Annotated in this window: 10 protein-coding genes; 3 read left to right on the forward strand and 7 right to left on the reverse strand. The window is 58.3% G+C overall.

The genetic code is table 11. From position 1 onward, the window contains the following. Nucleotides 1-42: 42 nt before the first annotated feature. On the reverse strand, nt 43-1,617 hold the full coding sequence (locus RYC17_RS06235) for an alkaline phosphatase D family protein (RefSeq protein WP_058407961.1): 1,575 nt from the start codon (nt 1,615-1,617) through the stop codon (nt 43-45). A 157-nt stretch (nt 1,618-1,774) separates the two neighbouring features. On the opposite strand from RYC17_RS06235, the gene RYC17_RS06240 reads away from it, so the two are divergent. From RYC17_RS06240 to RYC17_RS06250, 3 genes are all read left to right on the forward strand, one after another. Next, the gene (locus tag RYC17_RS06240) at nt 1,775-2,791 is read left to right on the forward strand and encodes a class I SAM-dependent rRNA methyltransferase (RefSeq protein ID WP_057456139.1); all 1,017 of its coding nucleotides are present in this window, start codon (nt 1,775-1,777) and stop codon (nt 2,789-2,791) included. A 123-nt stretch (nt 2,792-2,914) separates the two neighbouring features. Continuing rightward, nucleotides 2,915-5,881, forward strand: a complete 2,967-nt coding sequence (locus RYC17_RS06245; RefSeq protein WP_316902642.1) for a DUF748 domain-containing protein — start codon at nt 2,915-2,917, stop codon at nt 5,879-5,881. Then, complete coding sequence (locus tag RYC17_RS06250; protein ID WP_177342354.1) at nt 5,841-6,215, forward strand: DUF2845 domain-containing protein; 375 nt, start codon at nt 5,841-5,843, stop codon at nt 6,213-6,215. Before RYC17_RS06245 ends, RYC17_RS06250 begins: the two co-directional genes overlap by 41 nt. 147 nt (nt 6,216-6,362) lie before the next feature. On the opposite strand, the gene RYC17_RS06255 is transcribed toward RYC17_RS06250, so the two are convergent. The 6 genes from RYC17_RS06255 to infB form a co-directional block, all read right to left on the reverse strand. Continuing rightward, complete coding sequence (locus RYC17_RS06255) at nt 6,363-6,716, reverse strand: BON domain-containing protein (RefSeq protein ID WP_002555119.1); 354 nt, start codon at nt 6,714-6,716, stop codon at nt 6,363-6,365. A gap of 288 nt (nt 6,717-7,004) precedes the next feature. Then, nucleotides 7,005-9,110: a polyribonucleotide nucleotidyltransferase gene (pnp, locus tag RYC17_RS06260; protein ID WP_057402164.1), complete on the reverse strand. Its 2,106-nt coding sequence runs from the start codon at nt 9,108-9,110 to the stop codon at nt 7,005-7,007. Between the two features lie 175 nt (nt 9,111-9,285). After that, the gene (gene rpsO, locus RYC17_RS06265) at nt 9,286-9,555 is read right to left on the reverse strand and encodes a 30S ribosomal protein S15 (RefSeq protein ID WP_002555121.1); all 270 of its coding nucleotides are present in this window, start codon (nt 9,553-9,555) and stop codon (nt 9,286-9,288) included. A gap of 159 nt (nt 9,556-9,714) precedes the next feature. Then, nucleotides 9,715-10,632: a tRNA pseudouridine(55) synthase TruB gene (gene truB, locus RYC17_RS06270; protein ID WP_004416157.1), complete on the reverse strand. Its 918-nt coding sequence runs from the start codon at nt 10,630-10,632 to the stop codon at nt 9,715-9,717. Between the two features lie 3 nt (nt 10,633-10,635). Beyond that, the gene (gene rbfA / locus RYC17_RS06275; protein ID WP_002555123.1) at nt 10,636-11,052 is read right to left on the reverse strand and encodes a 30S ribosome-binding factor RbfA; all 417 of its coding nucleotides are present in this window, start codon (nt 11,050-11,052) and stop codon (nt 10,636-10,638) included. Between the two features lie 159 nt (nt 11,053-11,211). Next, nucleotides 11,212-13,743 (reverse strand): translation initiation factor IF-2, encoded by a 2,532-nt coding sequence (gene infB, locus RYC17_RS06280; protein WP_057403432.1) that lies wholly within the window; start codon nt 13,741-13,743, stop codon nt 11,212-11,214. Nucleotides 13,744-13,763 lie beyond the last annotated feature (20 nt).

Here is a 13,763-nt window from a genome sequence, read left to right on the forward strand (position 1 = left end):
AGGATTTTCCGAAAGCCTTACCTGCACCACCCCGATTTTCTGTCAGACGATGCGGCTGATCTCCACGGTCGGCTGCAATTTGCGCTCAAACACTGAAACGCCATCAAGATCGCGCAGGGCAACAGACATCTCGCCGGTCTGCCCGTCGATGTTCACTTCGCCAAAGAACTGATAACCCGCGAAAGGCGAGGTGTTCTGTGCAGGGGGCGCTTTCTGGAACACCAGCTCCGGACCGAACGTCTTGTCCAGTACATTGGGACCGAAGCTGCCCGCATTCAGTGGCCCGGCGACGAACTCCCAGAACGGGTCGAAGTCCTGAAACACGGCACGATCCGGCTGGTAATGATGCGCGGCGCAGTAATGGACATCGGCCGTCAGCCAGACACAATCGCGAATCTTCTGCGCGCGCAGGTACGCCAGCAATTCGGCAACTTCCAGCTCGCGGCCAAGCGCCGGGCCGTCATTGCCGTTGGCGATGGCTTCCCAGCGCGCCACGCCCGGGCTCACCTCGCCATCCGGCACGCCAAGGCCTATGGGCATGTCAGCAGCAATGACCTTCCATTGCGCGCGTGACGCACTGAGTTCGCGCTTGAGCCAGTCAAGTTGCTCACGGCCAAGAAATGCAGTGGTAGGGCCCGGTTTTTCGGCCAGATTGGCATCATTGCCGTCGCGGTAGCTGCGCATATCGAGGACAAACACGTCGAGCATCGGACCGTAAGGAATCTTGCGATAAATGCGCCCGCCATTGTCGGCTTGCTGCAAGCGCAGCGGCGCGTACTCCAGATAAGCCTGGCGGGCACGCGAGGACAGCAACTGGATGTCCTTGACCTTATAACGCTCATCAAGCTGCTTGCTAGGCGACCAGTTGTTGGTGACTTCGTGGTCATCCCATTGCCAGATCTGCGGCACTTCTGCATTGAAGCGGCGCAGATTTTCATCCATCAGGTTATAGCGGTAATTGCCTCGGTACTCGTCGAGGGTCTCCGCCACCTTGCTTTTCGCTTCGGTGGTCAGGTTGCGCCAGATCCGCCCGCCTTCTGTGGTGATCTGCTCAGGCACTGGCCCGTCGGCGTAAATGGTGTCACCACTGTGGATAAAAAAGTCCGGCAAACGCAAGCGCATCGCCTCATAGATACGCATGCCACCAATGTCAGGGTTGATGCCGAAGCCCTGCCCTACCGTGTCGCCACTCCAGACGAAGCGGATGTCACGACGCTGTTGTGGCGTGCTGCGCAGATGGCCGAACCAGGGTTCGCTGGCGACACCGCTCTGGGCATCCTCGAACGAGACGCGGTAGAAAATCGCCTGATCGACCGGCAGCCCGCTCAATTCGACCCGCGCGGTGAAGTCGGTACGCTGATCGGCGAGCGCCGACACCACGCGCCGTGGCTGGGTGAACATACTGCGTGTGTCCCATTCGACCACCATCCGCGAAGGCCGGTCGCTGCGGCTCCAGACCATGGCCTTGTCGCCGAGTACATCTCCGGACTGCACACCATCGACCATTTTCGGGCGATCCTGCACCGAAGCGATCACCGCAGGCGCAAGCCCCGGCAACAGCAAACCGGCCCCCACGGCCTGGATGACACGGCGACGCTTGAGATCGAACTGGCTCACGGTTATCCCCTCGCTGACAGGCAAAAAAGTACCGTAACAGGGGAATGTTGGCGCTGTATGACAGCACAGGACCTGAACAACGCGGCTGACGCTAAAAACCGTCAGCGCCCGCTAGCTGTTAAACTCCCGCGCCTTATTCCAGCCCGAGGCGCTTAGCATGTCTTCCTTGAATCAGGCGCTCAGCGTCGCCCTCGATAATCGTCAATCGTTGCTGGGCGAACTGCATCAGCAGGGCACAGACTGCTATCGGCTGTTTCACGGCAGCCAGGAAGGCGCCAGCGGGCTGACCATCGACCGCTACGGCCCGCAATTGCTGGTACAAAGCTTTCACACCCGCCTGGATCGCGATGCATTGCTTGCGCTGCACGAGCAGGTCAACGCGCGACTGGGCCTGGAAACGCTGCTGGTCTATAACGATCGCTCGCAAGGCAACTCACGCGTGGATCGCCAGGATACGGTCTACAAGGCTGACGAAGCGGCGCTGGCCGACCACATCGGGCATGAGTGGGGGCTCAATTATCGAGTCCGCGGCCGGCATGCAGGCCAGGACCCGCTGTTGTTTCTGGACCTGCGCAACACGCGTGGCTGGGTCAAACAGCACAGCGCCGGCAAAAGCGTGCTGAACCTGTTCGCCTATACCTGCGGCGTCGGTCTCAGCGCTGCGGCCGGTGGCGCGAGCGAGGTGTGCAATCTGGACTTCGCCGAAGGCAACCTGGCCGTGGGTCGAGAGAATGGTGCACTTAACCCGCAACTACCACCCATGCAGTTCATCCAGTCGGATTATTTTCCGGCGATCCGCCAACTGGCAGGGCTGCCGATTGCAGCGCGGCGCAGCCAACAATTGCCCAGCTACATGAAGCTGCAACAGCGCCAGTATGATCTGGTCCTGCTTGACCCACCTGCCTGGGCCAAAAGTGCGTTCGGCACCGTTGACCTGCTGCGCGACTATCAAAGCCTGCTCAAGCCGGCTCTGCTGACGACGGCAGACGGCGGCGTACTGATCTGCTGCAACAACCTTGCGAAGGTCAGCATGCAGGACTGGCGTGAGCAGGTATTACGCTGTGCCACCAAGGCTGGACGCCCGGTACGCGACTGCCAGGAGATGCTTCCTGCCAAGGACTTCCCGTCTCTGGATAATCAGCCACCCCTGAAAACGCTGATCCTGCAACTCTAATCCGGCGGCTGGTATCGCAAAGCACTATCGGAAAGTTCCTACGAGCGGCGACGGCAGTGCCTTGGGAACCGAACAGGCATGCCATACTCCAAGGGCTTCCAAAAGAGAGAGACGCCGCTGCCCATGTCCAGAGGATTGAAACGCACACTTGGCTCCTTGCTGACTGTGATCGTGCTCTACAGCTTGCTGGGGTTCTTCATTCTTCCCGGTGTCGCTCTGCGGATCGCCAATCAGCAATTGGCCAATTACGCCACCGTGCCGGCGAAGCTTGAACGCCTGGAATTCAATCCTTACACGCTGGAGCTGACGCTCTGGGGCCTGAACATCGGCACGCCGGGCAAGGAACAGGTCGCGTTTGAAAAGCTTTATGCCAACCTGCAAATCAACAGCCTGTGGACTCGGGCCCTGCACCTGCAACGCATCGAGCTGATCAAACCCAAGACCGAGCTGTTGTTCGACAAGCAAGGCAAACTCAATCTGGCGCAACTGTTCAAGCTGCCAGCCAGCGAACCTGGCAAGGACGAACCCCCCGGCAAGCCGTTCCCGCTGCGTATCGACGAAATCAAACTGGCCGATGGCTACGTTCACTTTCGGGATATGCGCCCCAGCCAGCCCATCGAATTTCTCTACGACACACTCAATTTCGAACTAAAGAACCTCAGCACATTACCAGAAGACAATGCCGACATGACGCTGGTCGCGGCAGGTCCGGATGGCGGGCAGATCGACTGGGTCGGGCGTATCAGCCTGATACCGATCACCTCGGAAGGGACGCTGAAAGTCACCGACAGCAAGATGAAGCTGTGGTGGCCTTACGTGCGTGATGCGTTGCCGCTGGCGCTTGAGGACGGCGTGCTGAATTTCAGCACGGCCTACACACTCAATCTGGCCAAGGAAACCGAGCTGAAGTTGACCAATGTGTCGGCCAGTGTCGCGCCCTTCGCGTTGAACACGCCAGACGGTCGCCCTCTGGTACGCCTGCAACGCCTGGACGTGAGCGAAACATCAGTCGATCTGGCAAAGCAGCTGGTGACCGTAGGCAAGATCCTCAGCCAGAAACTGGAAACCTGGGCAGCGCGCGAAGCCGACGGGCAACTGGACTGGCAAAAGCTGTTCGCCAGCCAGCCGGGCAAGCCAGTGGCACCGCAAACACCGGCCGTGGACGACAAGGCGGCTGAACCGGCCCCAGCCACAGAGGCCTCTGCCAAAGCCAAGCCCGCCACGCAAAGCACGCCATGGCAGGTGCTGCTGCGAGATGTGCAGTTGCGCAATTACATGGTCCATCTGGCAGATCGCGTACCTCAAGAGCCCGTTGCTCTGGATGTTGGCCCGCTGAATCTGGACATCCAGAATTTCGACAGCCTGAACAAATCCCCCTTCACGCTCAAGCTTGATACCGGGCTGGGCAAACAAGGCAACCTCACTGCAGCCGGCGATGTGAACCTCAACCCGGTCAGTGCACAACTTAACGTAACTACCCGCGACATCGACCTGCGCCTCGCCCAGGCCTACATCAGCCCATTCATTCGTCTGGAAATGCGCAGCGGCATGCTGGGCAGCGATCTGGCGGTCAACCTGAAAAGCACCGAACCGCTGGCGTTCAGCGTCACCGGCAAAGCGCAGGTCAATCAGCTTCACACACTGGACACGCTCAAACAGCGCGACTTCCTGAAGTGGCAACAACTGCAACTCGAAGGGCTGGACTACCAGCACGGCACGGGCCTTTCGATTGCCAAAGTCAACATGGATCAGCCTTACGCGCGTTTCATGATCAATGAAGACCGGACCACCAATATCGATGACCTGCTGATTCCGCAGCCTGATGACAAGACCGCATCGCAGCCAAAACCAGCCAGAACACAACCCAAGGCCAAGGCAGAGAACCCTCTGGCGATCTACGTCGGCGAAGTGAATATCAAGGATGGCTCGGCAAACTTTGCCGACATGACCCTGACCCCGAACTTTGCCACCGCCGTGCAGCAGCTCAATGGTCGCATCGGCACCATCGACAACCGCAAGGCGACACCGGCACCCGTGGACATCCAGGGCAAGGTCGATCGATACGCGCCTGTGACCATCAAAGGCAGCCTCAACCCGTTCGACCCGATGGCCAGTCTGGATATCACCACCAGCTTCAAGCGCGTCGAGCTGACCAACCTCACTCCCTACTCCGGCAAGTTCGCCGGTTTCAGGATCCGCAAGGGCAGGCTCAATCTCGACCTGCACTACCTGATCACCAAAGGTCAGCTCAAGGCGCAGAACAAGGTGCTGGTTGAACAGTTGCAACTGGGTGAACGGGTCGACAGCCCGGATGCGCTGGACCTGCCTATCCGTCTGGCGGTCGCGCTGCTCAAGGATACGCAGGGACGAATTTCTCTGGAGCTGCCGATCGAGGGCGATCTGAACAACCCGCAGTTCAGCGTCATGCCAATTATCTGGCAAACCCTGCGCAATCTTGTGCTGCGTGCTGCGCAGGCTCCGTTCAAGATGCTCGGCGGTCTGGTCGCCGGTGGAAGCTCCGAGGACCTCGGCAGCGTGAGTTTCGCGCCGGGCTCCAGTGATTTGTCGGCAGAGGCGCAAAGTGCCCTGGACAAGCTCTCGGTGGCGCTCAAGGAGCGTCCGGACCTGAAGCTGGAGATCGAAGGCACTAGCGCTGCCAGCAGTGACGGTCCTCTGATCGCCCAACAGCGGCTGGAGCGGGAATACCAGTACACTTATTACAAGATCCTCCAGCGACGCGGCGACAAGGTTCCGGCCAGGGCCGGGTTGATACAGGTCCCGGAAGATGAAAAAGCTCCTATGCTTGAAGGTATCTACCGCACACGCCTGAAACAGCAACCGCCTGCCGAATGGGCAAACCTGGGCAAGGAACAACGTGCAAACCAGATGCGTGCCGCCGTGCTCAAGTTCTGGAGCAGCAATGAGGTATTGCTGCGTGAACTGGGCCAGGGCAGAGCCAGCAGCATCAAGGACTACCTGGTAGACAAGGGCAAACTGGAAGACGCCCGTGTGTACTTCGTCGACGCCCACCTGGGTCAGGCCCAGCCAGATGGTAAAGTCATCAGCCCCCTCCACCTCGACAGTGAATGAAGCCTTGGCACGTACCCGAATCAAACTGCTGATCAACCTGACCCTCGCCACCCTGGCCGGGTCAGTTGCCACCTCGTCATATGCCACGTCAACCCTGCGCTGTGGTAACCAGCTGGTCAGCACGGGGGACCGGGCATTCGAAGTGCAGCAGAAATGCGGAGAGCCCGTAAGCCAGGAAGTGCTGGGCACTCAGGAGACCTTCAATAGCAACTACCGAAGGTCCGAAGCCGTGAGAATCGAGGAATGGATCTACGGACCTGATAACGGCATGTATCAGTACCTGCGCTTCGAAGGTGGTCGCTTGGTCGGGATTGAAAGCAAGCGTCGTAACTGATCCTCCCCCCTACCCCCTGCACCCATTCTTCACCGCCATAGAAAAGGCCCCGACTCTTCAGTCGGGGCCTTTAATGGCTACATCCTTGTAGCCTCGCATGAACTTTCCATCAATCAATGACTGCGGCTGTTCATGGGCAGTATTCGATTACTCGGCTTTCAGGCCAGCAGCCGATACGTCTTTAACACCTTTGATTTTCTTGGTGATAGCGACGGCGGTGTTTTTCTGAGCTTCGGTAACTTTTACCATGGAGGACAGGGAAACCACACCTTTGTTGGTCTCAACCTTGATGTCCGAACCTGGGATGCCTTTCTCGGTCAGCAGGTCAGCTTTGACTTTGGTGGTGATCCAGGTATCAGAAGTATCTTCTTTGACTTCTTGAGTAGTGGTGTTAGCTGCCAGAACCATTGGCGCTTGAGCCGAGGTCTGTGCGAAAGCAGCGTTGGCCATGGTCAGAGTCAGGGCAGTAGCGGTAGCAGCGGCAATAGCGAACTTCTTCATACGATAACTCCTGTTTTTCTCAAAATCTGCACCAGCGTGTGGTGGCAGGGTTAACAGGTATATCGCAAGCGGTGTGCCAAAAACCAAATATACTAAAAACCCTTTAAAATCATATAGTTGAGTTTTTTCATTTTTAACCGGGTCGTGCAGTTTGCCCGTTCCTCACTTATTGTGCTTGCAAGATGCATGTTTATACCGAGCAGTTTGCATGCCCCGTTTGTAACCCTCTAATTGCGCTCATAAAAAAAGGACTCCGAAGAGTCCTTTTTCACATGCCGCTCAGATCAATCAGACGCCCGACGCTTTCGCTGCGGCTACGTCCTTGATCGACAGCTTGATACGGCCGCGGTTGTCCACGTCCAGTACCAGTACTTCGACTTCCTGACCTTCCTTGAGGATATCGGTCACTTTCTCTACGCGAGCATCGCTCAGCATCGAGATGTGCACCAGACCATCCTTGCCCGGCAGGATGTTGACGAACGCGCCGAAATCGACGATGCGCTCAACCTTACCGACGTAGATCTTGCCGATCTCGGCTTCTGCGGTAATGCCCAGAACGCGCTGACGTGCTGCCTCAGCCGCTTCCTTGGACTCGCCGAAGATCTTGATCGAGCCGTCGTCTTCGATGTCGATCGAAGCCTTGGTCTCTTCGCAGATGGCACGGATGGTTGCGCCACCCTTGCCGATCACGTCACGGATCTTGTCGGTGTCGATCTTCATCGCGATCATGGTCGGAGCGTTGGCCGACAGTTCGTTACGCGACTGACCGATGATCTGGTTCATCTGACCGAGGATGTTCAGGCGAGCTTCCAGGGCCTGACCCAGGGCGATCTCCATGATTTCTTCGGTGATGCCTTTGATCTTGATGTCCATCTGCAGCGCGGTAACACCTTTAGAGGTACCGGCTACCTTGAAGTCCATGTCGCCCAAGTGGTCTTCGTCACCAAGGATGTCGGTCAGAATGGCGAATTTCTCGCCTTCCTTGACCAGACCCATGGCGATACCGGCAACCGGTGCCTTCATTGGAACACCAGCGTCCATCAGTGCCAGAGAAGCGCCGCAGACCGAAGCCATGGAGCTGGAACCGTTGGACTCGGTGATTTCCGACACAACACGGATGGTGTACGGAAATACGTCAGCGCCCGGCAGCATGGCCTGTACGCTGCGGCGTGCCAGACGACCGTGACCGATTTCACGACGACCCGCGCCGCCCATACGACCACACTCGCCCACCGAGAACGGAGGGAAGTTGTAGTGCAGCATGAAGGGGTCTTTTTTCTCGCCTTCAAGGGTGTCGAGCAGCTGTGCGTCACGCGCGGTACCCAGCGTCGCAACAACCAGCGCCTGAGTTTCGCCACGGGTGAACAGTGCCGAACCGTGAGTCTTCGGCAGAACGCCGACTTCGATGTTCAGCGGGCGAACGGTGCGAGTGTCGCGACCATCGATACGCGGCTTGCCGTTGACGATGTTTTCGCGAACGGTGCGGTATTCGATTTCACCGAAAGCAGCTTTGACTTCGCTGGCAGACGGGCTGCCTTCTTCGACAGCCAGCTTGGCAACGACCTGATCTTTCAGCTCGCCCAGACGCGCATAGCGGTCGGCTTTGACAGTGATGGTGTAAGCCTGGGAGATCGCGTCGCCGAACTCGGCACGGATAGCGCCCAGCAGTGCGGTTGCCTCAGGCTTCGGCTGCCAGGCCCAGACAGGCTTGGCGGCTTCTGCAGCGAGTTCCTTGATGGCGTTGATCACCACCTGGAATTCGTCATGGGCGAAAAGCACAGCGCCCAGCATCTGGTCTTCGGTCAGCTCTTTGGCTTCGGATTCAACCATCAGAACGGCTTCGGAAGTACCGGCTACGACCATGTCCAGGCTCGAAGCCTGCAGTTGCTCGTAAGTCGGGTTCAGCAGGTAGCCGGTGCTTTCGTGGAAAGCAACGCGCGCAGCACCGACCGGACCGTCAAACGGAATACCGGAGATGGCCAGTGCAGCCGAAGTACCGATCATCGCAGCGATGTCCGGATCAATTTTCTTGCTGGTGGAGACGACGGTGCAGACAACCTGCACTTCGTTCATGAAGCCTTCTGGAAACAACGGGCGGATCGGACGGTCGATCAGGCGCGAGGTCAGGGTTTCTTTCTCGGAAGGACGGCCTTCACGCTTGAAGAAACCACCAGGAATCTTGCCGGCAGCGTAGGTTTTTTCCTGATAGTGCACGGACAGAGGGAAGAAGCCTTTGCCAGCGTCAGCCTGTTTGGCGCCGACCACAGTCACGAGTACGCTGACGTCGTCGTCAACGGTGACCAATACTGCGCCAGAGGCTTGACGGGCGATACGGCCTGTCTCGAGGGTTACGGTCGATTGACCGAACTGAAACTTTTTGATTACCGGGTTCACGGTTTCCTACCTTTCTTTGTGGCTCTTGGGGAACTGGTTTCTTGCGAATTCTTGGGCAGCGTGGGGAATCGGCCCCATCCACAGTCCAGATAAAACTTGAGGCTGGGAGCCTGCCAGAACCACCGGGAAAACCCGACGGATCGTGACAGACAACCAACCTCTAGCAACGTCGTTATTAGCGACGCAGACCCAGACGACCGATCAGGGCGCTGTAACGGCTAACGTCCTTACCTTTCAGGTAATCCAGCAGCTTGCGACGCTGGTTTACCATACGGATCAGACCACGACGCGAGTGGTGGTCCTTACCGTTGGCCTTGAAGTGGCCTTGCAGTTTGTTGATGTTGGCGGTCAGCAGTGCAACTTGCACTTCTGGCGAACCAGTATCACCAACAGCTTGCTGGTAGTCGGTTACGATCTGAGCTTTTTCTTCAACGCTGAGTGCCATGTGGGCAATCCTTTTGTTCAAGGAAGCGCTTCCGGAGAAACGTTTCCAACAGGCCGAGGACAGATCCTCGTATTAAAAAAGGAGGTATGACCGTGCCTGTTGACAGCCATCCTCATTCCACCCCGCTCGCAGGCTAGCCTGCGGACGGACTGGTTCCGGTCACTCTGACCGAATCAATCGACGCGGCGCAATACGCCCGTCTTCGGCGACTTCACCGATACCGATGAAGCGACCTTCGTGATCCTGCACACGAACCATACCGAATTTCGGTGCGTCCGGCGCGCGCACTGGCTGCCCGTGCAACCAGTAAAACGAACTGTGCTCCGAAAACTTCAGCAGCGGCCAGTCCAGCAGACCGCTGTCCGATGGCATCAGGAAGCGGTCAACCGCCTCATTGCCGCCGTCGGCATGCACTTGCTCCAGTTCTTCCAGCGTAACCGTCTGAGCCAGCGTGAAAGGCCCCGCCTGGGTACGGCGCAGCTCTGCGACGTAAGCACCACAACCGAGCTTTTCACCAATATCCTCGACCAGCGTACGGATATAGGTACCTTTGCTGCAATCGACCGACAGACGTGCTGTGTCGCCTTCGCAAGCAAGTAATTCCAGGCGCGCAATAGTAACAGAACGGGGCTCGCGCTCCACTACTTCCCCTGCACGTGCCAGCTTGTAAAGTGGCTGGCCATCACGCTTGAGGGCCGAGTACATGGGAGGTATCTGGCTGATTTGCCCACGAAAATGCGGCAACACCGCTTCGATATCGTCGCGACCAACGGTCACCGGACGCGTGAGCAAAACCTCACCTTCGGAGTCGGCAGTCGTGGTGGTTTTGCCCAACTGCGCCAGAGTCTCGTAGGACTTGTCCGAATCGAGCAGGTACTGGGAAAACTTGGTCGCTTCGCCAAAGCACAACGGCAAAACACCCGTTGCCAGCGGATCAAGGCTGCCCGTATGCCCGGCTTTCTCGGCATTGAGCAGCCAGCGAACCTTTTGCAAAGCGGCGTTGGAAGTGAAACCCAGTGGCTTGTCGAGCAGGATGATCCCGCTGACGTTGCGGCGTATACGCTTGACCTGAGCCACTCTTTATTCCTCGGTACTTTCAGGCTTTGCATCTGGCGATGCCGAGCCTTCCTGATGCTGACCGTCCTGTGCCACTGCACGCTCGATCAGTGCCGAGAGATGCGCACCACGCACGACGCTTTCGTCGTAATGGAAATGCAGTTGAGGCACGCTGCGCAGCTTCATTTCGCGTGCCAGCTGCATGCGCAGGAAGCCTGCGGCAGAGTTGAGCACCTTGATGGTCTGTGCGATCTCTTCCGCGCTGTCCTGGCCCATGACGGTCATGAAAATCTTGGCATGACCCACGTCACGGCTGACGTCTACGGCGGTGATAGTGACCAGACCCACACGTGGGTCCTTGATTTCGCGACGGATCAGTTGCGCCAGCTCGCGCTGCATCTGATCGCCAATACGTTGGGTACGGCTGTATTCTTTTGCCATGCTTGTTACCTGTTACTGATCCGGGACCAAACCCTGACAGTCTGAAAGCGGCAAACGCCCGGCCTGACAATTGCCAGACCGGGCGTTGCGTTTAGAGCCCATGGGGGAAGCAGGGCATTTGCATGCGAAGCTCCCACCATGACTCCTGAAGCTCGCGATTTAGAGGCTGCGAGCCACTTGGACCTTCTCGAAGACTTCGATCTTGTCACCGACCTTGACGTCGTTGTAGCTCTTGACGCCGATACCGCATTCCATGCCTGCACGTACTTCGGCAGCGTCGTCCTTGAAGCGGCGCAGGGATTCCAGCTCGCCTTCAAAGATAACGATGTCTTCGCGCAGAACACGAATCGGACGGTTACGGTAGACAGTGCCTTCCAGAACCATACAGCCTGCGATCGCGCCGAATTTCGGCGAACGGAACACATCGCGGACTTCGGCAATACCCAGGATATTCTCCCGGACGTCGCTGCCAAGCATACCGGTAAGGGCTTTCTTGACGTCTTCGATGATGTCGTAGATCACGTTGTAGTAACGCATATCCAGACCTTCCTGCTCGACAATCTTGCGCGCGCCAGCATCGGCACGCACGTTGAAGCCAAACAGTACAGCGTTGGAGGCCAGTGCCAGGTTGGCGTCGCTCTCGGTGATACCACCGACACCGCCACCGACTACGCGCACTTGCACTTCGTCGTTACCCAGGCCGCCGAGGGCGCCCTGCAATGCTTCCAGAGAACCGCGGACGTCGGATTTGAGGACGATGTTAAGCGTCTTCTTCTCTTCCTGACCCATGTTCTCGAAGATGTTCTCCAGCTTGCCGGCATGAGCGCGAGCCAGTTTGACCTCGCGGAACTTGCCCTGGCGGAACAGCGCGACTTCGCGGGCTTTCTTCTCGTCAGCCAGCACCGACATCTCGTCGCCAGCATCCGGAGTACCGTCAAGACCCAGGATTTCGACCGGAATCGAAGGACCTGCTTCTTTGACCGGCTTGCCGTTCTCGTCAAGCATGGCGCGGATGCGGCCGAAGTTCGAACCGACCAGAACCATGTCGCCCTGACGCAGCGTACCGTCCTGAACCAGAACAGTAGCGACCGGACCACGGCCCTTGTCCAGACGGGACTCGACAACAACACCACGACCCGGGGCCGAAGGAGTTGCCTTGAGTTCCAGAACTTCAGCTTGCAGCAGAACAGCTTCCAGCAGCTCGTCGACGCCAGTACCCATTTTCGCGGATACCGAAACGAAAGGCGTATCACCGCCCCACTCTTCGGACGTCACGCCATGCACCGACAGCTCGCTGCGGATACGATCGAGGTCAGCACCAGGCTTGTCGATCTTGTTCACCGCTACAACCAGCGGAACGCCAGCCGCAACAGCGTGCTGAACAGCTTCGATGGTCTGCGGCATCACGCCGTCGTCAGCTGCAACCACCAGAATCACGATGTCCGTTGCCTTGGCACCACGGGCACGCATCGCGGTAAACGCAGCGTGACCAGGGGTGTCGAGGAACGTGACCATGCCGCGTTCGGTTTCAACGTGGTAGGCACCGATGTGCTGGGTGATGCCGCCGGCTTCGCCAGCTGCAACCTTGGCACGACGAATGTAGTCGAGCAGCGAGGTCTTACCGTGGTCGACGTGGCCCATTACGGTCACAACCGGTGCACGGGAGAACGACTCACCTTCGAACTTCAGCGATTCGGCCAGGGAATCTTCCAGGGCGTTGTCGCTGACCAGCGTGACCTTGTGGCCCAGCTCTTCGGCGATCAACTGGGCAGTTTCCTGATCCAGTACCTGGTTGATGGTCACCGGAGTGCCCATCTTGAACATGAACTTGATGACTTCAGCAGCCTTGACCGACATCTGTGCCGACAATTCGCCGACGGTGATGGTCTCGCCGATGGCAACGTCACGGATCACAGGGCCGGTAGGGCTCTGGAAACCATGTGCATTGCGCTTCTTCAGCTTGGACTTGCCGCGACCACCACGACGGAAGCTGTCGCTTTCTTCGTCGGTAGTACGAGGAGCAACGCGAGGGGCCGGAGCCTTCTCCTTGACCGAAGCGCGATGCGGAGCGTTTTTACGCTCCCCGTCGCCGCCGCGGGCATTGCGGTCGTCAGCACGAGGCTTGTCAGGGCGACGCTGTTCGTCACGCTTGCGAGCGTCAGCAGACGGCGCTGCGCTGGCAGGTGCCGGAGCAGCCGCTGCTGGTGCTGGCGCTTCACGCACAGGCTCGGCTGCAGCAACAGGTTGCTCAGGTGCCGCAGCAGGCTGGCCGGCGGCAGGCTGATTGCGCGCATCTTCTTCAGCGCGACGCTTGGCTTCTTCTTCAGCCTTTTGACGAGCGGCATTTTCTACCGCACGGCGTTCGTCCATCTCGCGCTTGCGCTCGGCTTCGATCTCTTCCGGGCTACGCTGCACAAAGACTTTCTTCTTGCGCACTTCAACGCTGATGCTCTTGCTGCCAGCAACGCGCAGGGTGCTGGTGGTCTTGCGCTGCAAGGTAATCTTGCGAGGCTCTTCCACCTTGGCCTTGTGACCGCTTTTCAGGTGCGTCAACAAGGCTTGTTTTTCGTTATCGGTCACAACTTGCTCGGCGGCGGTGTGCGGCAGACCTGCCTCACGCATCTGCTGTAACAGGCGCTCTACCGGTGTGTCGACCACTTTGGCCAGTTCTTTCACCGTGACTTGCGTCATGCACTTCTCTCCTCAGGCCG

Origin of the sequence: Pseudomonas syringae group sp. J248-6 (genome assembly GCF_032586995.1) — a bacterium.
GTDB lineage: Bacteria > Pseudomonadota > Gammaproteobacteria > Pseudomonadales > Pseudomonadaceae > Aquipseudomonas > Aquipseudomonas amygdali.

Coding starts and splice junctions, on each gene's coding strand:
- RYC17_RS06240 (WP_057456139.1), top strand. CDS start 1,775: ATGTCTTCCTTGAATCAGGCGCTCAGCGTCGCCCTCGATAATCGTCAA.
- RYC17_RS06255 (WP_002555119.1), bottom strand. CDS start 6,716: ATGAAGAAGTTCGCTATTGCCGCTGCTACCGCTACTGCCCTGACTCTG.
- rbfA (WP_002555123.1), bottom strand. CDS start 11,052: ATGGCAAAAGAATACAGCCGTACCCAACGTATTGGCGATCAGATGCAG.
- rpsO (WP_002555121.1), bottom strand. CDS start 9,555: ATGGCACTCAGCGTTGAAGAAAAAGCTCAGATCGTAACCGACTACCAG.
- RYC17_RS06245 (WP_316902642.1), top strand. CDS start 2,915: ATGTCCAGAGGATTGAAACGCACACTTGGCTCCTTGCTGACTGTGATC.
- infB (WP_057403432.1), bottom strand. CDS start 13,743: ATGACGCAAGTCACGGTGAAAGAACTGGCCAAAGTGGTCGACACACCG.
- RYC17_RS06250 (WP_177342354.1), top strand. CDS start 5,841: ATGGTAAAGTCATCAGCCCCCTCCACCTCGACAGTGAATGAAGCCTTG.